Below are 21,260 nucleotides of genomic sequence, written 5' to 3'. Positions count from 1 at the left end.
TTTATAAATTAAAAACCTAAATTAATACCAAACATGATATTGGTTGGTACAGGATAAGACCATGATTGGAATCCGGTTGGTCTTGTTTGAGGATCAAACCCGATGTAATCACTTGAAGTGATAGTAAACAGGTTGTCAGCCGAAGCATATACTCTTAAGTTGGAGATTCCGGCTTGTGCAAGAAGCTTGGTTGGCAATGTATAACCAAATACGATTGACTTCATGCGCAGGTAAGAACCGCTCATCAGGAATCGGGTAGAGTGAGCCTCAGCGTTTGAGCTGCTACCTGCTTCAAATTTAGGAACATTGGTTATGTCGCCTGGTTTCTGCCAGCGGTTTTCGTAAACATAGTTGGAAACCGGGCCCAGGAAGTAATGTCCCACCTGCATATCGTATGCAAAACCGGAGTTATATACTTTATTACCCAAGGTATAGCTTGCATCGAGCGATAAATCAAAATTCTTGTATTTGAAGTTCATGCCAACACCACCATAAAACTTTGGATCGGCAGAACCAACGATACGCTGACCGGCTTCGTTAATATTGGAAGTAGTTTCTTTACCTTCTTTACCTTTATACCAAAGGGGAGAACCTGTTTCGGGATCAACTCCTGCATATTCTGCCATATAGAAAGTGTTGTATGCTTCGCCAACTTTACGGATAGTCGTTGTATTTTCGATAGGTTTGTCTGTTGCCAGTTTGACAATCTTATTACGATTTAGGGTCCCGGTTAGATTTACATCCCATCTGAATTCGTCGGTCTTCATTACATTTGTATTTACAAGGAATTCAAATCCCTGATTCTCCATTTCGCCAACATTCTTCATTACAGAAGAGAATCCTGTAGTAAATGACAAAGGCACATCAAAAATCATGTCCTTGGTACGTTGATTGTAGTAGTCTAGCTCTACTGTGAAACGGTTGAACAATACAGCATTCAAACCGATATCTGCTTTTGCTACAGTCTCCCATTTCAAATCCGGATTTGAAATCTGCGTAGGAACAGCTCCGGGTTTTGAATTGTACGAATATCCATAGCTATAAAGACCCATAGCTGCATAATAACCAATATCCTGGTTACCTACGGTACCGTAACTACCACGAATGGTAAGATCAGATAACCATTCTTTGGTGTTCTCCATAAAGTCTTCTTCTGAAATACGGTATTTAGCACCGAGCGACCAGAAGGGAGCCCATTGGTTATTGGCACCGAAACGAGATGAACCATCATATCTTAAAGAAGCAGATCCATAATACTTATTATTATAGTTGTATTCTGCATTCATAAAGAAAGAGGAAAGTGTACTTGCCTTTTTCATAGATCCGGCACTAACAGGCGTAGAAGCATTGTCCAACTCGAATACTGCATCGCTGGGATATCCGCTTGCTGCAGCATAAACCTGATTGAAAGCTACCTTCTGAGCTTCCTGTCCTAGTAATACATTTATATTGTGTACTTCATTAAATGTATTTACAAAGTTCAATGTATTAGTAATAGAATAGGTAGTTGCACGTTCCAGATTTTTCTCTCCCATTAGACCACTGTCTGAGTATTGGGGGTTGTATTTTGAACTGTAGAAAAACTCATTCAGGTCGATAAGGCTTAAACCTGCATTGGTTTTCCAAGTCAGGTTATCCGTAAGCTTATAGGTTACATACGGATTAACAACCAAAGTTGTTTGCTTCTGATTACGCTTGTCGCCATTTTCCTTATCATTAATTGCTACTGGGTTATAGTAAGCATCCAAATTATACGATCCGTCGGCATTTCTAATTTGCTGGAAAGGGCGAAGGTCGTATACTGCAACGATCGGATTGATATACTGACTTTCGGTCATACTGTTGTCGATATCCGACAATGCTCCGCTCACAGAAAGGCCATAGCCTAAACGGCCCTGGTTGCCATCCAGACTTACACGTCCGGAATAACGCTTCATCCCTGTACCAATCAGTACACCTGTGTTTTCAAAGTAGCCTCCACTGATGTAATAACGCATAGATTCGTTACCACCCTGAACACTAAGGTTGTAATCTTGCGTTGTTCCGTTTTGCAAAACAGCATCCAGCCAATCCACACTTTGAATATTTTCTGCCAGATTTACACCGTAATAGCCGTCAACATAGTAATTTAGTACACTCTCTGCTTCATCCATATTTTCAGCGTCACCGGAGTTCATAAGACCTTCCTTCCAGATTTCCTTATAACGATCCAGATTAACGGTTTTATAGTTATGATCTAGTGCGTTTACAAAGCTTGTTCCTGCCTTGGCACTGAAATTAAAACGGGCTTTTCCCTGAGCACCCTTCTTTGTTGTAACAACAATTACACCATTAGCTGCTCTGGCTCCGTAGATAGCTGTTGCTGTAGCATCTTTCAGTACGGTAATACTTTCGATATCATTAGGATTGATATTAGCCATCGGACTTGCAGCCATATCACCGCTTCCAGATGCACTGTTTACCCCCATTTTGTCTGAATAGATAGCAATTCCATCGATAACATATAAAGGTTCTGTGCCTGAGTTTACAGATCCTTTTCCTCGAATGGTTGTTGCCGCGAATGCACCCGGCTGACCGGTAAAGCTGCTTATCTGAAGACCAGCTACGCTTCCTTCCAGCGATTTCATGAAGTTAGCATCGGTTCTCTTTGTAAGGTTATCACCCCCTACAACCTGAGCTGCTCCGGTGAAAGCTGCTTTCTTCATAACGCCATAACCGGTTACCACTACTTCTTCCAGATTCTGAGTATCTGATTTTAATGTAACTTTCATATTCGGAACAATAGCCACTTCCTGGCTTTCCATTCCGATATAAGAAATTACCAACGTTTTAGCTGATGTTGGAACATTCAGACTAAATTTTCCATCATAATCGGATACGGTTCCTGTAGTTGTTCCTTTTACAACAACAGAAGCCCCGATTACCGGCATTGCGTCTTCAGCCGAAATAACGGTACCTGATACCTCTTTCGTCTGGGCGGTTGCCAATCCGATGCCTAGCACAAGGCATAAAAATAGAAAAGTCAACTTCTTCATAGACAATCTTTAAGAATTTAAATATATAAACCACACGTTCATTTTAGCATTAGCTAATTAATGTGCAAAAATTTAGAAGTGACAAAAGTAACAATATTTTATGTTTTATAGCATACCTACATGCATTTTTATGAATAAATTTGAATTATGACTGCATAAAACCTATCTATATGTTCCGTTTTTGCATATTTATGCATTATGAATGTTTTGGAATGTTATAAACTGTAAGTATAAAATAAGAAAATTGTTAGCATTATATAAGTCATTCAAATCAATTATTAACAGCAACTTACGGGCAAAAAAAAGGGACCTCCTTACGGAAAGTCCCTTTATATTGATTATGATTGGCTATTATTTGTTAGCCGGATGAGGATTTGATGTAGTTCGTACATCCCAGAACATCTTTGAATAATAGTTGTTGCTACCATCCTGAAGTTTGGCTACAGCATCAGTAAAACTCTGTGCATTCAATGTACTTTCGTTAGTAGGATATTTTACACGAGAGATAATATCACCCTTGGTATCTGACAAAGTAGAGAATGGTATTTCTTCTCCTCCTGAAATTACAGAAATCTCTCCAGGTTTTAGAATCTGAGTCGGGTATCCCGTACGACGGTACTCAACCCAAGCTTCTGTTCCGTTCATGTAAAGATCAATATACTTCTGCAATGCTAAAGTTTCAGCATTCACCGTTGTACTTACTGCATCAATATATCCCGATGCATCTGGAACAGATCCAAACAAAGTACCCCAATAGTCGATTGATGCCTGAATTCCTTTCTTATACTCTTCAGCTGTATAACCTTTATATTCACACAGAATAAATTGCAACTCGGCATAAGTCATCAATGGCACAGTAAAATCAGCATTTAAACATAACGGATGATTGGTTGTACTATACCACGACGGAGCTGCATTTCTCATAGCTGAAGTAACCGTGTTGCTTGGAATACCATAAGGCATACCTACATAAGCACCGTTTCTTGATGTAGTGTAGATTGGCAAACGTGGATCAATAACACCTTCCCATGGGTGAGATTTTGCATTTAATGTATCTCTCTGACCTTTCAATATATCAACAAATGGACGGGTAATTGTGAAGTCGTTACGTTTATCTTCGAAGTATCCGATATAAAAGCCACATTGTTCAGGAGCTGTAGATGAATATTGATAAGCAGCATTATCAGCATTACCTTGGAATACTCCACTTGCAAGCGCTTCTGCAATGTACGTTTTCCAGTTAGAATCAACTTTAGACACGTGGATTGCCAAACGACATTTCAATGAATTGGCAAAACGTTTCCATTTTGTAGCATCACCACCATAGATACGATCTCCACTTACAAAAGCGGGCTCACTCTCGTCAATCATGTTTGCTGCATCAGTAAGTTCTTTAATCAGTGAAGTATATATTTCCTTCTGATCATCATACTTTGGATAATACAATCCTTCTTTCAGCTTAGATGCTTCTGTATAAGGGATGGAACCCCATGTGTCTGTCATCACCTGAAACAACCAAACTTTTAGAATCTTAGAAGCAGCAATCTGATTGGCATTAGCACCATAAGCTGACATTTTAACCGCTGTTGCTTCGTCAGTATTTAGTTTAATAATTTCCTCCAGATTGGCTGCACTTTGGTACAGATAATTAAAATAGTTGTTGTTTACACTTTCACGAATCTGGTAACGGTCTTCTTCCGTATAGTTACGTTGTGCCCAATATTGGCTATACACCAAGCTCTGGCGACCGCTAAACCAGTTATCATATACATTGTCCATGATTTGTTTTTGTACACCCGCCATAATCATATTGGTAGGCACTTCTTTGGGATTGTTGGGATCTGAATTTACAGTCTCAAAATCCTCACACGATACAGCAGTAAACAATGCTGTAACGAAAAGAAATTTATATAATAAACTTTTCATATTTCGAATTGATTAAAATTTAACACTAACGTTCATACCAAAGTTTGCGACCGATGGAAGTGCTCCACCTTCGATACCTTGAATATTACCTGAGTTTGTAATAGCCATTTCTGGATCGAAATGCTTTACATCCGGGCCCCAAACTGCCAGGTTACGTCCGTACGCAGATACACGAAGAGATTTTACAAAATAATTGCTCTTCATAGGAATAGTATAACCTAAATTGATTTCGCGAAGTTTAACATAATCCGACTTGAAAACATTCTGAGCAGCCGGACCTGAGTAATGTTGTGCACCAAAATCTTCTGCTCCCATACGAACCGTATTAGGAGTTCCGTCAGCTTGTACACCTTGTAACAATACACCTCCACCATTTGCGATAGATTCACGTATATTTACTCCATTTTCATTTATAGCAGCACTTTCTTCAAGCATACCAGAATACATACCCCACATATAAGAAGTAGAGAAATAGTTGCCACCTTTTGAGAAATCAAGCAACACACTCAAATCAAAATTCTTGAAGCGGAATGTATTAGTCCATCCTCCTGTAAAGTCAGGATAAATACTACCGATGTTTACGTTACCATCTGTTGCGGCATATGAACCATCTTCGTTAATTACTCTGTTGCCTTTTGCATCATAAACAAAATCAGTTCCCATAATCACACCATACTCCTGGCCTTCCATTGCTCCGACTTCAACTTTGAAAGGAGCTGTTGTGAGTCTGTAATAGCTTACATCTTCAAGCAACTTCTTAACTTTATTTTTATTTGAAGCTAGAACCAATGATGATTCCCAAGTGAAATCAGCTGTCTGAACCGGAGTTCCATGAATGCTTAACTCAATACCCTGGTTGGTCATCAAACCAGTATTAACAACTTTGTAAAGATATCCGGATGTTCCTGTAATTGAAAGAGGAATAATCTGATTCTTCGTTTCACTTGAATAATAAGTCGCTTCAATACCGAAACGGTTGTTAAACAATGAAAGTTCAAGTCCTGCTTCATAAGAATTGGTAGTTTCAGGCTTTAATCCACTATTCTTTAATGTATTGGCCAAAACATAACCTGGTGTTGAAGTAATATTGGTATACTGAGTATATGTGTCTACAATTTGATAGGGATCTGTATCGTTACCTACCTGAGCAAAGCCTAAACGAACTTTACCGAAGTTTAACCATGGTAAATCTTCTTTTACTAGTTCAGAGAAGATGAAACTTCCTGTTACAGATGGATACAAATAGGAGTTGTTACCATTAGGCAATGTAGAAGACCAGTCGTTACGTAATGACAAGTCCAGATATAACATACTCTTATAACCCACTGTTCCACTTGCAAAGATTGAGTTGATAGATTTCTTTCTCAAATAATTTGTTCCTGTTGCAGGGTTCACAGAGTTTTTCAGGTTATAGAATTCAGGAATTGCTAGTCCGCCATCGGTCTCACCATAAACATATTCATATCTACGACTCATCAAGTTGGATCCTAGATTTGCACTGAATGAATAATCTGTTATATTTTTATTGAATGACAACAAGAATTCATGGTTCATTTCCGCCTGCTGACGAGACATTTCTTTGTATCTGGATTGTTCCTGCGAGTAAACAGCATTACGTTCAAATTGCTTGTCTACGAAGAAGTCCAAGTTAGCTTTGTATTGAAATTTCAGGGATTCAGCAATTTTATAACTTATACCAACATTACCATAGACACGGTTACGTGAGTCATTCTGATAATTCATATAACGACTCCAATATGGGTTGTTACTGTAATTGGGTGTAGCATCATCCCAAGCTACACGGTTCCATGTTGCCTGCGTTCCATCCGGCATTTGATATAAAGATTTCAATTCCTTCATATCCAATTCGCGGTGTCCCCACTGAACGAATTTTTGCATTACGTTGTTATCGCCATAACCAGTTTCCGAACGACCTTTTGCTGCCGAGTTGAAATAGGTTACATTTGTGAATAACTCCAAACGCTTGTCGGCGCTGGTAGTTGAAGCCGAAACATTGAAAATATTTTTCTTCAATGAGCTGTTTGGCATAAATCCCTTCAAATCTGAGTTGGTATATGAGATACGTGCAGAAGCTCTGTCGGTTGCCTGAGCCACCGATACATTGTTTGTAAAAACAACTCCGGTTTCAAAAAAAGAATCAATATCGTTTGCAGGAGTCTGCCATTTAGATGTAGTTGGGTTCCCAACTTTACCTCCGGCTTCCCATTTGGCTAAGTCGTACCATGATACAATTTCTTGACCTTCATACTTATCGCCCCAGGTCTCGTCTGTAGCCATATCTGGATATAAATACTCGTTGCCATTGATCGTGATTGTTTCAAAACCATAACCACCACCATATAGTTTCTGCATCTGTGGCATTTTGGTAACCACTTCAAAACCTAAAGAGCTATTGAATGTTACACCGTAACCTTCTCCTTTTTTCCCTTTTTTAGTTGTAATCATTACCACCCCGTTGGTTGCACGTGAACCGTAAAGTGCAGAAGCATTCGGACCTTTCAATACAGAAATATTTTCAATATCATCCGGGTTTAAGTCTTGAATAAGGTTACCATAGTCGTAACCGCCAGCACCTCTGGCTGCATCGGTAGAGTTGAAATCGGTTCCTTCAATAGGTACTCCATCGATAACAAACAAGGGCTGGTTGTTTCCGGATATTGATTTTACACCGCGAATAATTACTTTTGAAGATCCACCCATAGAACCTGCACCTCCCTGGATCTGAAGACCGGCCACTTTCCCTTGCAAGGCGTTGATAGGGTTACTTACACCACCGCGGGCTTTAAGCATTTCGTCTCCTTTTACTTCTGATACTGCATAACCAAGGGCTTTTTTCTCACGAGAGATACCCAAAGCGGTTACAACAACTTCATCCAGATTTTGAGTATCTGCTTTCAATAGAACACGTACATTGGGAGCAATAGCAACTTCTTGTGCTGCCATACCAATGTAAGAAATCACCAGCGTTTTTGCTGCTGAAGGAACGCTTAAACTAAATTTACCGTCATAGTCCGTTACAGTTCCTGTAGTTGTTCCTTTAACAATTACCGACGCTCCAATGACTGGCTGATCGTCTTCGGCTGAAACAACAGAACCTGTTATCTCCCGCGTCTGAGCGGTTGCCAATCCAATGCCTAGTACAAGGCATAAAAATAGAAAAGTCAACTTTTTCATAGACATACTTTTAACATTTAACTTATAAATACACACACTTTAGCTTAATTTTATTAAAATGCAAAAGTAATATAAAAAAACACAAAACAACGTTTTAAAGCGTTTTTTATGGTTTTGTGTTATTATTTTTCCATTTAGGCAATCTTTTTGATTATACATCAAGCTTACCGCTAATATTATGATTATTGATAGGTTTCGATTTGTAAGTAACATTCTACTTTTTATTTTAACACTTATCTATCTTTTTGACATAATAACACATTCCCTGTACATTTCATTTAGTAAACAGTATTCAACAATTGTTAACAACACGAAGAAGGCATAAACGGATTGCAAAAAGACAGGGGTGTTACAAAATAATTTGTAACACCCCCTATACGAATTAATACGATTTATATTCTTTTTACTTCACACAGGTCCCTTGTCCCGGCGCAATTGCGTCTGCTTTAGTTATTATAACCTCTTTTACACCAGCTTCAATTGCCTGAAAAGAGTTTTCAAGTTTCGGAATCATTCCTCCCTGAATAACACCTTCGGTCACCAATTGTGCGAAGGTGTTTCGATTTATAAGAGGGATCAGCGTATTGTCATCGTTTTCATCCCTCAAGACCCCTTTCTTCTCAAAACAATAAACTAAGGTAACATCGAATGAAGTAGCAAGAGCTTTGGCAGTCTCTCCAGCAATGGTATCTGCATTTGTATTGAGCATATTTCCCTCTTTATCGTGTGTTAAAGGAGCCAATACAGGAACAATACCCTGTTTAATCAACGATACGAGCAAAGTTGAATTAACCTCTTTCACATCGCCCACATATCCATAATCGACCGTTGTTACAGGGCGCTTCTCCGAACGAATCAGATTCATATCTGCACCGGTCAAACCTAATGCGTTTACGTTTAATGATTGTAAGCCGGCAACAATATTTTTATTTACAAGTCCGCCATAAACCATGGTAACCACTTTAAGTGTTTCTGCATCGGTAATTCGCCTGCCTTCTACCATTTGGCTTTCAATACCCAACTGCGAAGCAATTTTAGTTGCCGATCGGCCACCTCCGTGTACTAATATCTTGTAACCCTCCAAAGCGGAGAAATCTTGTAAAAGCTTACGCAGTGTAGCTTCTTCTTCGACGATTTTCCCACCTACCTTTATAATTGTAAGCTTGTCCATTAATGTGTGAATTAATATAATTTTGATGCAAAGTTAAGATATTTCGAAAGATTTACATACATTTGCAGCCATGAATGCGGTAGTAGCTCAGTTGGCAGAGCGTCGGCTTCCCAAGCCGAAGGTCACGGGTTCGACCCCCGCCTACCGCTCAAACATAAAAAAACCGTCCTATTCTCACGAACAAGACGGATAACCTAATCTAACTTAATTCTAATACCATGAAAAAACACTATATCCTTAAAACAGTATCGTATTAAAAAAGTTCAAACACTTATATATTTTATCTCTTATTTACTTTTTTTCCAAATAAAGAGATATATTTATTTCTTTCACCTATAGTATAACTGGAAAATATTACATAAATCGTATTGATGATGAAACTTATTACAGAGCATTTACTCGATGAGACAACAGCTAAGGCAAAAGCGAATCCTCGCTTGCGAATGAATTATAATTTCCACGAAGAGTTGGACGATCCCGTAAACAGGTTACTAAATGCCATGGAGCCAGGTACCTACTTGCGCCCCCACAGGCATCTCAATCCGGATAAAGACGAAGTATTTATTCTCCTTAGAGGTAAGGCTGCGGTATTTATTTTTGATGAGGTTGGAAATGTAACTGAATCAATCATTCTTTCGCCTGCTGAAGGTATGTATGGCGCTGAGATAAAAGCAGGAGTATGGCATGGAATGGTGGTTCTTGAATCCGGTTCAGTAATTTATGAGGTGAAACAAGGACCATTCGCCCCGTTATCTGCAGACAATCTGGCTCCCTGGAGTCCTGCTGCGGAAGACAAAGATGCAGCCGATGCATATATAAAGAAACTGGAATCACTTTTATAAAGTAATCCCAGTCTCCGTTTATCATTTGTTATCGTGAAAAACAAGCATCTGACAATGTTTGCAATCAAACTCCAGTTTCAGACGTGTATCTTTATAGACTAAATAAAAGGGCTCTTTCCAAGGGCTCTTTTGTTTTTGATGTACCGGGCACCACCCCATACTGTAACGGATGCAATGCTTTGTAAACATCAAGGGTACCTCTTTCAACGGTTTCGCCTCGAATGCCGGCGCAATTCTCTCTACTCCGTGAGTTTCGTAGAATGTCTGCGCTTTACTGTTATACACATTTCCCAAATAAGTGAGCTCTTTGACCGGGTACGAAAAATTTATTTGATTGTTGGAATGCTTTACAAGCTCACGCTTAGAGGAAATGATTCGAACCTGAAGAAGCTTTTCAATTACTTCCCTCCGCATTTCGGCGATTATAGAAGATGGAACAAACCAATTACCTGTGGTGTTGACCTTTATATCTGCTGCCTTGAAGATTGTTCCTCCCAGTTTTTGAAGTTGCGTGCGGATATTATCCTCCTGAGGTTTACGGGCAAGCTCCTTATCAAATGCATAAGTAACCATGGCCCGACAACCGGTTTCGTCGGTAGCCGACAATGTAAAACCAAAAGCATTATCAGAAAATTCGATCGAGACATCTATTTTTCTTTCTGACGAAGGCTTTTCAAGAAGCTTTTCAAAAGCATGATCGTAATTACGGTATAAGATAGTTTTTGGAGATATCCGAGGCATCTCTAGTGGGAATACCCGGTTTTCTTCTACCCTGTTTACACGAAATCCTTCCAGGTTGCCTTCAGAATTAAAAAATATAAGTCCGTCGCCATTGGATAATTGTTTTGTTCCGGCTATGGTGAAGGAATTCCCTTTTAACTCTTTTACGGTTCCTACCCTTTCACCCACCGACTTGGGGGTATCGAATGAGGTAATATCTTTTTGCCGTTGCTGAAGAAAAAAGGAGGTAAAACCTCTGTTGAAACTTTTTTCGGCTATCGGTTCAAAGGTATAGGTTTCGTGACCTGCCGATGCTCTTTTGTATTCAGGACGCTTTGCAAACAGGGCATCTAATTTCTTACGGTAATAGGCTGTAATATTTTTAACGTAGGAAACGTCTTTAAGCCGTCCTTCTATTTTCAATGAGGTTACACCTGCATCTAACAAAGCTTCCAGATGTTGCGACTGATTCAGATCCTTCAGGGACAACAAGTGTTTATCTTTCAATATTTCGTTTCCTTCGGCATCCAACAGAGTGTAGGGTAACCGACAATATTGAGCACATTCACCTCTGTTGGCGCTACGTCCGCTTAAAGCAGAACTGATGTAACACTGCCCACTGTAACTTACACACAACGCCCCATGAACAAATACTTCAAGGGGAACTGTTGTTTCAGATGCGATGGCATGTATTTCATTTAATGATAATTCACGGGCAAGTACCACCTGTGTAAAACCTGCATCTTGCAGAAATTTCACTTTGGCTGGCGTACGGTTGTCGGTCTGCGTACTTGCATGTAAAGGGATTGGAGGTAAATTAAGCGATAGTATTCCCATATCCTGAACAATCAGGGCATCTGCACCTGCACGATATAGTTCCCAGATAATTGTTTCGGCATCAGAAAGCTCTTCATCTGTCAGAATTGTATTAAAAGCAACATATATTCTGGCTCCAAACTGATGCGCATACGAGCATAGAGTCCGGATATCTTCCAACGTATTACCTGCTGCTGCACGGGCACTGAATTTTGGAGAACCTATATATACGGCATCGGCTCCATGATTAATGGCTTCAATACCACATTGTAAATCTTTGGCAGGAGCCAGGAGTTCAATTGAACGGACTTTAGGCATGTTATAAATTTCCCAGATTTTTGATATCTTCTATATTGTACGGTGTCTCCTGATAGACGAAATAATTGAGCCAGTTTGTAAATAACAAATTGGCATGACCACGCCAGCGTACCAAGGGCCCTTGAGCAGGATCGTCGTTTCTGTAATAATTACGTGGAACTTCAATATCCATACCTTTCGCAACATCGCGAAGATACTCTTCGTTCAACGTGTTGGGAGAATATTCAGAGTGTCCTGTGATAAAAAACTCGCGGCCACCACGTGCCATAACCATGTAAACTCCAGACTCACTACTCTCCGACAATAACGTAAGCTCCGGAACATTCAAGATATCTTCTTTTCTGATTTCAGTATGTCTGCTATGCGGAACAAAAAATTCATCGTCGAAACCTCTGAAGATTGGATTCGATGCGTCGTTTAGTGTATGTTTAAATACACCAAACATCTTTGCAGGTAATTCGTATTTGGGAACGCCATGGAAATGATACAAACCTGCCTGAGCAGCCCAACAGATATAAAGTGTAGATGTTACATGTGTATGTGCCCAGTTAAAAATCTGGGTTACCTCATTCCAATAATTAACATCTTCATACTCCATCAATTCGACAGGGGCTCCGGTAATGATCATTCCATCGTAATAATCGTTTGCTATTGATTCGAAATCTTTATAGAATTCTTCCATATGCTCGATTGGCGTATTCTTAGGCGTATGACACGATATTTTGAGAAAATCCAATTCTATCTGCAACGGACTGTTGGATAGTAAACGGATAAAATCAGTCTCAGTCGTTATTTTTAGCGGCATTAAGTTAAGCACAACCATGCGAAGCGGGCGAATATCTTGTTCGGATGCGCGTAGCGAGTCCATTACAAATATATTTTCCTTCTTGAGCAACTCAATGGCCGGCAGATTCTTCTGTAAATTTAATGGCATAATTCTATCAATATTTAGCTGGCAAAGTTACACAATAAAATTGAATATTATAATATGATACGCAATGGCCATCCGACAGGGTATAAAACAAAAAAAGGAGTCAGTTCAATTGAACTAACTCCTTCTCTAAAAACGGCGGCTACCTACTCTCCCACTGTTACGCAGTACCATCGGCGTGGGTGGGCTTAACTTCTCTGTTCGGAATGGGAAGAGGTGGAACCCCAACGCTATAACCACCTTAATATCTTTAAGATGTTTGCATGCTGGACAAAGCAATTCAGTAACACTCTTCTGAGCTTACTCTTTCAATATATCAACCCGCTCACACGGAAATGAAAGTTTCGGGCTATTAGTACTACTCGGCTTCGACATTACTGCCCTTACACCTGTAGCCTATCAAGGTCGTAGTCTACAACCACCCTTATAAGGAAATCTAATCTTGAGGCTGGCTTCGTACTTAGATGCTTTCAGCACTTATCCAATCCCGACTTAGCTACCCGGCAGTGCTCCTGGCGGAACAACCGGTAAACCAGTGGTCAGTCCAACACGGTCCTCTCGTACTAGTGTCAGAGCCTCGCAAATTTCCTACGCCCACGATAGATAGAGACCGAACTGTCTCACGACGTTCTGAACCCAGCTCGCGTGCCACTTTAATGGGCGAACAGCCCAACCCTTGGGACCTTCTCCAGCCCCAGGATGTGACGAGCCGACATCGAGGTGCCAAACCGCTCCGTCGATATGAGCTCTTGGGAGCGATCAGCCTGTTATCCCCGGAGTACCTTTTATCCTTTGAGCGATGGCCCTTCCATGCGGAACCACCGGATCACTATGCTCTAGTTTCCTACCTGATCGACTTGTTTGTCTCCCAGTCAAGCACCCTTATGCCATTACACTCTACGACCGGTTACCAATCGGCCTGAGGGTACCTTTAGAAGCCTCCGTTACACTTTTGGAGGCGACCACCCCAGTCAAACTACCCACCATACAGTGTCCTCCCATACCGGGAGTTAGAATTCAAATAATCAAAGGGCCGTATTTCAACGTCGGCTCCACAAACACTGGCGTGCCCGCTTCGTAGCCTCCGGCCTATCCTACACATTAATTACCCAAATGCAATGTAAAGCTATAGTAAAGGTTCACGGGGTCTTTTCGTCCCATCGCGGGTAATCGGCATCTTCACCGATACTACAATTTCACCGAGCTCACGGTTGAGACAGTGCCCAGATCGTTACACCATTCGTGCAGGTCGGAACTTACCCGACAAGGAATTTCGCTACCTTAGGACCGTTATAGTTACGGCCGCCGTTTACTGGGGCTTCAATTCAATGCTTCTCTTGCGATGACATCTCCTCTTAACCTTCCAGCACCGGGCAGGTGTCAGGCCATATACTTCATATTTCTATTTTGCATAGCCATGTGTTTTTGTTAAACAGTCGCCTGGGCCTATTCTCTGCGGCCACCATTGCTGATGGCGTCCTTTTTCCCGAAGTTACAGGACTATTTTGCCTAGTTCCTTAACCGTGAATCACTCGAGCGCCTTAGTATACTCAACCCAACTACGTGTGTCCGTTTACGGTACGGGTACTCTATAAATTATGCTTAGCAGATTTTCTTGGGAGCCTGTTTACATCCATATTGCTTCGTGCAAGCACTCCGCATACTATCAGGTTCGACTCTCAGGGCGGATTTGCCTACCCCAATCAACGTCTACACCCTTCAACTACCTATTCCGTCAGGCAGCAGGACTGTCACTTCTCCGTCTCCACATCGCTCTATAAAGTAGTATGGGAATATTAACCCATTCTTCCATCGGAATCGCCGTTCGGCTTATCCTTAGGTCCCGACTTACCCTGATCCGATTAACGTTGATCAGGAATCCTTAGTCTTTCGGCGAGGAGGTTTCTCACCTCCTTTATCGTTACTTATACCTACATTTGCTTTTCTGCACGCTCCAGCAAGAGTTACCCCTTACCTTCTAAGCCGAGCAGAATGCTCCCCTACCAATCATAATTAAATGATTCCATAGCTTCGGTAAACAGCTTATGCCCGATTATTATCCACGCCAAATTCCTCGACTAGTGAGCTGTTACGCACTCTTTAAATGAATGGCTGCTTCCAAGCCAACATCCTAGCTGTCTTTGCAATCTGACTTCGTTAATTCAACTTAGCTGTTATTTGGGGACCTTAGCTGATGGTCTGGATTCTTCTCCTCTCGGACATGGACCTTAGCACCCATGCCCTCACTCCTTGTCTAAACTAATACGCATTCGGAGTTTATCTGGACTTGATAGGCGGTGAAGCCCTCGCATCCAATCAGTCGCTCTACCTCATACTAGTAATAACAAAGGCTGCACCTAAATGCATTTCGGGGAGTACGAGCTATCTCCAAGTTTGATTAGCCTTTCACCCCTACCCTCAGTTCATTCGAAAGCTTTTCAACGCTTACCGATTCGGTCCTCCAGTTAGTGTTACCTAACCTTCAACCTGACCAAGGGTAGATCACTTGGTTTCGCGTCTACTACCACTGACTAAGCGCCCTATTAAGACTCGCTTTCGCTTCGGCTCCGGACCTGAAGTCCTTAACCTTGCCAATGACAGTAACTCGTAGGTTCATTATGCAAAAGGCACGCCGTCACATCCTATAGATGCTCCGACCGCTTGTAGGCAGACGGTTTCAGGGTCTATTTCACTCCTCTGTTCGAGGTTCTTTTCACCTTTCCTTCACAGTACTGGTTCGCTATCGGTCTCTCGGGAGTATTTAGCCTTACGGGATGGGCCCCGCAGTTTCACACAGGATTTCTCGTGTCCCGCGCTACTCAGGATACTACTAGGCTTCGTCAGTAAGTCGTGTACGGGGCTGTCACCCTATATAGCCGTTCTTTCCAAAACGTTCCACTTTACTAATTTCTTGCCACATCGTAGTCCTACAACCCCTATACTGCCTCAACAGCATAGGTTTGGGCTGTTCCCCGTTCGCTCGCCACTACTTGGGGAATCACTTTTGTTTTCTTCTCCTATGGGTACTTAGATGTTTCAGTTCCCCACGTTTGCCTTCCTTACGGAATGACAGGCCTTCAACCTGCCGGGTTGCCCCATTCGGAAATCACGGGATCAATTGTTATTTGCACATCCCCCGCGCTTATCGCAGCTTATCACGTCCTTCTTCGCCTCCGAGAGCCAAGGCATCCACCGTCTGCCCTTGCTTACTTTCTCTTTCCGTGCACATATAACGCCCTCAGGCATGTGTCGGATTGATATATCTTTAAAGCTTGCTCTTTTTTTGTTACTTTATTGCTTTGTTGTCCATCATGTCAAAGATCTTCTTACCTTTGCCTTGCGGCTCCGGTTGTTGTGGAGAATAACGGATTCGAACCGTTGACCCTCTGCGTGCAAGGCAGATGCTCTAGCCAGCTGAGCTAATCCCCCGTCTTTTTTCGTTCGTAGTCCCAGGCAGAGTTGAACTGCCGACCTCTACATTATCAGTGTAGCGCTCTAACCAACTGAGCTATAGGACTGGCTTTCTTACCTTTGCCTGAAGCTCTTTCCTTTTCTTTATCTTCCTTTATGGGCAGATATCCGGGCGGCGCTTCAGCCTCTTGTTTCTCTTCTGGTTTCCCAGTTTTGTAAGATCATATATTGTTTATCATATCAAACAGCAGTAGTACAAGGAACATAAAGTTTTGTTCCTTCCTTAATACCTTGCAAACCGTAAAAGGGAACTCAGGCTCCAGAAAGGAGGTGTTCCAGCCGCACCTTCCGGTACGGCTACCTTGTTACGACTTAGCCCCAGTCACCAGTTTTACCCTAGGTCGATCCTTGCGGTTACGAACTTCAGGTACCCCCGGCTCCCATGGCTTGACGGGCGGTGTGTACAAGGCCCGGGAACGTATTCACCGCGCCATGGCTGATGCGCGATTACTAGCGAATCCAGCTTCACGGAGTCGAGTTGCAGACTCCGATCCGAACTGAGATAAGGTTTAGAGATTCGCATCCGGTCGCCCGGTAGCTGCCCTTTGTCCTTACCATTGTAACACGTGTGTCGCCCCGGATGTAAGGGCCGTGCTGATTTGACGTCATCCCCACCTTCCTCACAGCTTACGCTGGCAGTCTCTCCAGAGTCCTCAGCTTGACCTGTTAGTAACTGGAAATAAGGGTTGCGCTCGTTATGGCACTTAAGCCGACACCTCACGGCACGAGCTGACGACAACCATGCAGCACCTCGTAGGCAGTCATTGCTGAAAAGGATGTTTCCACCCCTGTCTCCCTACGTTCAAACCCGGGTAAGGTTCCTCGCGTATCATCGAATTAAACCACATGTTCCTCCGCTTGTGCGGGCCCCCGTCAATTCCTTTGAGTTTCACCGTTGCCGGCGTACTCCCCAGGTGGATTACTTAACGCTTTCGCTGTGCCGCTTACTGTGTATCGCAAACAGCTAGTAATCATCGTTTACTGCGTGGACTACCAGGGTATCTAATCCTGTTTGATCCCCACGCTTTCGTGCTTCAGTGTCAGTTGTAGCTTAGTAAGCTGCCTTCGCAATCGGAGTTCTGCGTGATATCTATGCATTTCACCGCTACACCACGCATTCCGCCTACCTCATTTACACTCAAGTCCGACAGTTTCAACGGCATTTTTACAGTTAAGCTGCAAACTTTCACCGCTGACTTATCAAACCACCTACGCACCCTTTAAACCCAATAAATCCGGATAACGCTCGGATCCTCCGTATTACCGCGGCTGCTGGCACGGAGTTAGCCGATCCTTATTCTCAGGGTACATACAAAACAGGACACGTCCTGCACTTTATTCCCCTGCAAAAGAAGTTTACGAACCATAGATCCTTCTTCCTTCACGCGACTTGGCTGGTTCAGGCTCCCGCCCATTGACCAATATTCCTCACTGCTGCCTCCCGTAGGAGTCTGGTCCGTGTCTCAGTACCAGTGTGGGGGACCAACCTCTCAGTTCCCCTATCCATCGTCGGCTTGGTGAGCCGTTACCTCACCAACTACCTAATGGAACGCATGCCCATCTATCAGCGAATTTCTTTAACAAATATCACCATGCGGTGCCCCTGTTTTATGCGGTATTAGTCCGACTTTCGCCGGGTTATTCCCCTCTGATAGGTAGGTTGCATACGCGTTACTCACCCGTGCGCCGGTCGCCACCAAAGTATTGCTACTTCTATGCTGCCCCTCGACTTGCATGTGTTAAGCCTGTCGCTAGCGTTCATCCTGAGCCAGGATCAAACTCTTCGTTGTATAATTTGTTTGTCTTAATATCTCTTGCTCAGAATTCCCTCTTTCTTTATTAGTTTACAATTGACGGTATTAATTTTGATTCTTTACGTCCAAGAAAATCATCACTGATCTTCTCATTCTTGTACTACTTTTTGTTGATATGTAAATCTTTCAAAGAACTCTTGTTTGTTGCATTTTCAACCGTTTTGATCCGGCGTGAAAGCGGGTGCAAAGATAAGACTTTTTATTTTAAACTACCAAATGTTTTCGGAAGTTTTTTTAAAAAAGTTTCGGGCCATTCCAATGTCGCTGCAGGATTTTTGCTTAGCCTCGCTAACCTCACCTTATGCTATCCATTTAAATTCCCTCATCATGTTTGCTGTGCCGTTCTCTCTTGAATGCGGGTGCAAAAGTAGTGCTTTACAACATACACTCCAAACCTTTTGCAAACTATTTTTACAAGGATTTTAACACATTTCACCTTAACCTCTGAATACCAGAACGTTACGCACAAAACTTTTTTTCAATCCCCCTACATCCCGTTTCGAACCCATTTCCCCTCGCGTACATTATATATATTAAGAGAAAGTGCAATACAGCGTGAATAAGGAACGTTTCAGCATATAACAGGAGAAAATACGGCTCTCTTGTCAATTAGTGCTCAAAAAAAGTGAAGATAACATCGTTGACGTTACGAAAAAATCTCTTCTCTGAAAAAATAAATCCTAAAACAGCATAAAAGAACATCCCTACACCTCTACCAAACTTATTTAAATCCCCAAACGAAATAGTAATATTTTCATATCATAACACTAATTTGTCCGTATCCTTTGAAAAAATACTTAGTCTATCATTGAACTAAATTTCAATATTTTGGAAATCGATATATTTAACTTTGAAACAAGGTTACCAGATCTTTTAAAACCCTCAATAAACAATGAAAAAACAATCTAATAGCAATGATCAAAAATCCCAGGTACTTTTCATTTTAAAAGTCATAACATTTTCTCCAAAAAGTATATACTTTCTGAAGAAAATGTACCTGCAAATTTTTGCTTAACTCTATGTTAATTTAAATCGGATTATAAATATTGAAAACAGAATACGTATGCACTTTTGTTATATATATGGATAATCTAATAAAACAACATCGCAGAGAAATGTCTCTTCTGCAGCAAGGTTTCTTATTTTGTTAACGACCTCGTGTAGTATATAAATATATTCCCTATTTTTGCATTAGTTAGTATGAATCTCTAAATAAAAAATACGATGAAAACAATCATTCAGCAACGCATCAGTGCTCTTAGAGAGTCTATGAAGCATTTTGGCTTGGGAGCCTATATAATTCCCAGTTCGGATCCTCACCTCAGTGAATATCCGGCGGACTGCTGGAAATCACGGCAATGGATATCTGGTTTCACTGGTTCGGCGGGAACTGTTGTCGTTACGGCCGACAAAGCCGGATTGTGGACAGATTCAAGGTATTTTCTTCAAGCATCCAAAGAACTGGAAGGATCGGGTATAGAGTTGTATAAAGCAGGTCTACCTGAAACTCCGGGGATTGCAGCTTTTCTATTACGAAATCTGAATGAAAATGAGACTGTAGGATTGGATGGGCAGACTTACAGTGTGGCTGATGCTGTAGAGTTAAATTCGGTATTGAAGAAAAAGAAAATCTCGCTGGATGTTTCAAGAGATTTAATCCACGCCATTTGGAAAGACAGGCCGGCTTTACCCGGAGGTATGCTATTTGAATTACCTATAGAGTATAGCGGGAAATCGACACGAGATAAATTGGACGATATAAATACGAAATTACACGAAGCCGGAGCCGATGGCATTGTACTTTCTGCCCTGGATGAAATTGCCTGGACCTTCAATATCCGGGGAAACGACGTGGAATATAATCCTGTAGTTGTAAGTTACGCCTTTATTTCGGAAGAAGAGACAGTTCTTTTTGTACTTCCGGGAAAGCTAACTTCCGACATGGCTAAAAAGCTACAAGCAGAAGGAGTTATTCTGGCCGATTACACCAAAATCACCTCTTACCTGGCAAAATTAAAAGAGAATACGCGCTTATATCTGGATCCTAAAAAAACAAATTTTGCACTATATAACGCTCTGCCATTCTCTTGCGATGTTATAGAAGGTCCGTCGCCGGTAGCATTGCTAAAAAGCATCAAAAATGAAAAAGAGATTGAAGGATTTAACAATGCAATGGTAAGAGATGGTGTTGCCCTTACCCGCTTTTTCATCTGGCTGGAGAAATCATTGGCTGCAGGGAAACAGGTTACCGAACTAAGTCTAAGTGAAAAGTTGGCAGACTTCAGGAGTAAGCAGTCCCATTATGTAAGTGAAAGTTTTGAAACAATTGCAGGATATAATGCTCATGGTGCTATTGTTCACTATGGAGCTACTCCCGAAAGCAATGCGAAACTTGCCAACGACGGATTACTTCTGTTAGATTCTGGAGCACAGTATTTCGATGGAACAACAGACATCACACGCACTATTGCTCTGGGTGAACCTACAGAAGCAATGAAAAAAGACTTCACCCGGGTGCTTAAAGGTCACATCAGTCTGGCAAAATGTAAATTTCCCCAGGGAACAAGGGGCTCTCAGCTTGACATATTAGCCAGAAAAGCATTATGGGATAACGGAATCAACTATATGCATGGAACCGGACATGGAATTGGTCATTTCCTAAACGTGCATGAAGGTCCGCAAAGTATACGGATGGAGGAAAACCCGGTAGCTCTGCAACCAGGCATGGTTATCAGTAACGAACCCGGAGTTTACCGAACAGACGAATACGGGATCCGCATCGAAAATCTGATTCTGGTCAGGGAAGAAAGCGAAACGGAATTCGGCAAATTCTATAGTTTTGAAACGCTTACCCTTTTCCCGATTGACAGAAACCTGGTGATCACCTCGATGCTATCTGCCCGCGAACACGCATGGCTAAACAGGTACCACCAACTTGTATACGAGAAACTAAGTCCTTTCTTATTTGAAGAAGAAAAGGAATGGCTTAAAAACAAAACAGCCGAACTGTAAACAGACGGT

8 protein-coding genes, 3 tRNA genes and 3 rRNA genes are annotated in these 21,260 nt (G+C 41.8%); 3 read left to right on the top strand and 11 right to left on the bottom strand.

Annotated elements, in window-relative coordinates:
* Nucleotides 1–8: 8 nt before the first annotated feature.
* The 4 genes from F5613_RS05860 to argB all read right to left on the bottom strand — a co-directional run bounded on the left by F5613_RS05860 (nucleotide 9) and on the right by argB (nucleotide 9,327).
* Nucleotides 9–3,035: a SusC/RagA family TonB-linked outer membrane protein gene (locus F5613_RS05860; RefSeq protein WP_179399071.1), complete on the bottom strand. Its 3,027-nt coding sequence runs from the start codon at nucleotides 3,033–3,035 to the stop codon at nucleotides 9–11.
* Nucleotides 3,036–3,386: 351 nt separating this feature from the next.
* A complete protein-coding gene (locus tag F5613_RS05855; RefSeq protein WP_179399070.1) occupies nucleotides 3,387–4,961 on the bottom strand; it encodes a SusD/RagB family nutrient-binding outer membrane lipoprotein in 1,575 nt (524 codons plus the stop codon).
* Nucleotides 4,962–4,973: 12 nt separating this feature from the next.
* Nucleotides 4,974–8,156, bottom strand: coding sequence for a SusC/RagA family TonB-linked outer membrane protein (locus F5613_RS05850; protein WP_179399069.1), 3,183 nt, complete (start codon nucleotides 8,154–8,156; stop codon nucleotides 4,974–4,976).
* A 403-nt stretch (nucleotides 8,157–8,559) separates the two neighbouring features.
* Nucleotides 8,560–9,327, bottom strand: a complete 768-nt coding sequence (gene argB, locus F5613_RS05845; protein ID WP_179399068.1) for an acetylglutamate kinase — start codon at nucleotides 9,325–9,327, stop codon at nucleotides 8,560–8,562.
* 76 nt (nucleotides 9,328–9,403) lie between these two features.
* On the opposite strand from argB, the gene F5613_RS05840 reads away from it, so the two are divergent.
* Nucleotides 9,404–9,476 (top strand) — tRNA-Gly (locus F5613_RS05840).
* Nucleotides 9,477–9,701: 225 nt separating this feature from the next.
* Complete coding sequence (locus tag F5613_RS05835) at nucleotides 9,702–10,169, top strand: WbuC family cupin fold metalloprotein (protein ID WP_179399539.1); 468 nt, start codon at nucleotides 9,702–9,704, stop codon at nucleotides 10,167–10,169.
* Between the two features lie 21 nt (nucleotides 10,170–10,190).
* On the opposite strand, the gene F5613_RS05830 is transcribed toward F5613_RS05835, so the two are convergent.
* The 7 genes from F5613_RS05830 to F5613_RS05800 all read right to left on the bottom strand — a co-directional run bounded on the left by F5613_RS05830 (nucleotide 10,191) and on the right by F5613_RS05800 (nucleotide 18,215).
* Nucleotides 10,191–12,023, bottom strand: coding sequence for a peptidase U32 family protein (locus tag F5613_RS05830; protein ID WP_179399067.1), 1,833 nt, complete (start codon nucleotides 12,021–12,023; stop codon nucleotides 10,191–10,193).
* 1 nt (nucleotide 12,024) lies between these two features.
* Complete coding sequence (metA, locus tag F5613_RS05825) at nucleotides 12,025–12,957, bottom strand: homoserine O-acetyltransferase MetA (protein ID WP_179399066.1); 933 nt, start codon at nucleotides 12,955–12,957, stop codon at nucleotides 12,025–12,027.
* 130 nt (nucleotides 12,958–13,087) lie between these two features.
* A 5S ribosomal RNA gene (gene rrf / locus F5613_RS05820) occupies nucleotides 13,088–13,198 on the bottom strand.
* 89 nt (nucleotides 13,199–13,287) lie between these two features.
* Nucleotides 13,288–16,170 (bottom strand): 23S ribosomal RNA (locus tag F5613_RS05815).
* 139 nt (nucleotides 16,171–16,309) lie between these two features.
* Nucleotides 16,310–16,383, bottom strand: a tRNA-Ala gene (locus F5613_RS05810).
* A gap of 15 nt (nucleotides 16,384–16,398) precedes the next feature.
* Nucleotides 16,399–16,472, bottom strand: a tRNA-Ile gene (locus tag F5613_RS05805).
* Nucleotides 16,473–16,688: 216 nt separating this feature from the next.
* A 16S ribosomal RNA gene (locus F5613_RS05800) occupies nucleotides 16,689–18,215 on the bottom strand.
* Together the 16S, 23S and 5S rRNA genes with 2 tRNA genes alongside form the textbook arrangement of a ribosomal RNA operon.
* A gap of 1,248 nt (nucleotides 18,216–19,463) precedes the next feature.
* Between F5613_RS05800 and F5613_RS05795 the strand changes: the two genes are divergently transcribed.
* The gene (locus tag F5613_RS05795; protein ID WP_179399065.1) at nucleotides 19,464–21,251 is read left to right on the top strand and encodes an aminopeptidase P family protein; all 1,788 of its coding nucleotides are present in this window, start codon (nucleotides 19,464–19,466) and stop codon (nucleotides 21,249–21,251) included.
* Nucleotides 21,252–21,260 lie beyond the last annotated feature (9 nt).

This window comes from Macellibacteroides fermentans (genome assembly GCF_013409575.1).
GTDB lineage: Bacteria > Bacteroidota > Bacteroidia > Bacteroidales > Tannerellaceae > Macellibacteroides > Macellibacteroides fermentans.
This window is presented reverse-complemented; position numbering and strand designations above follow the sequence as displayed.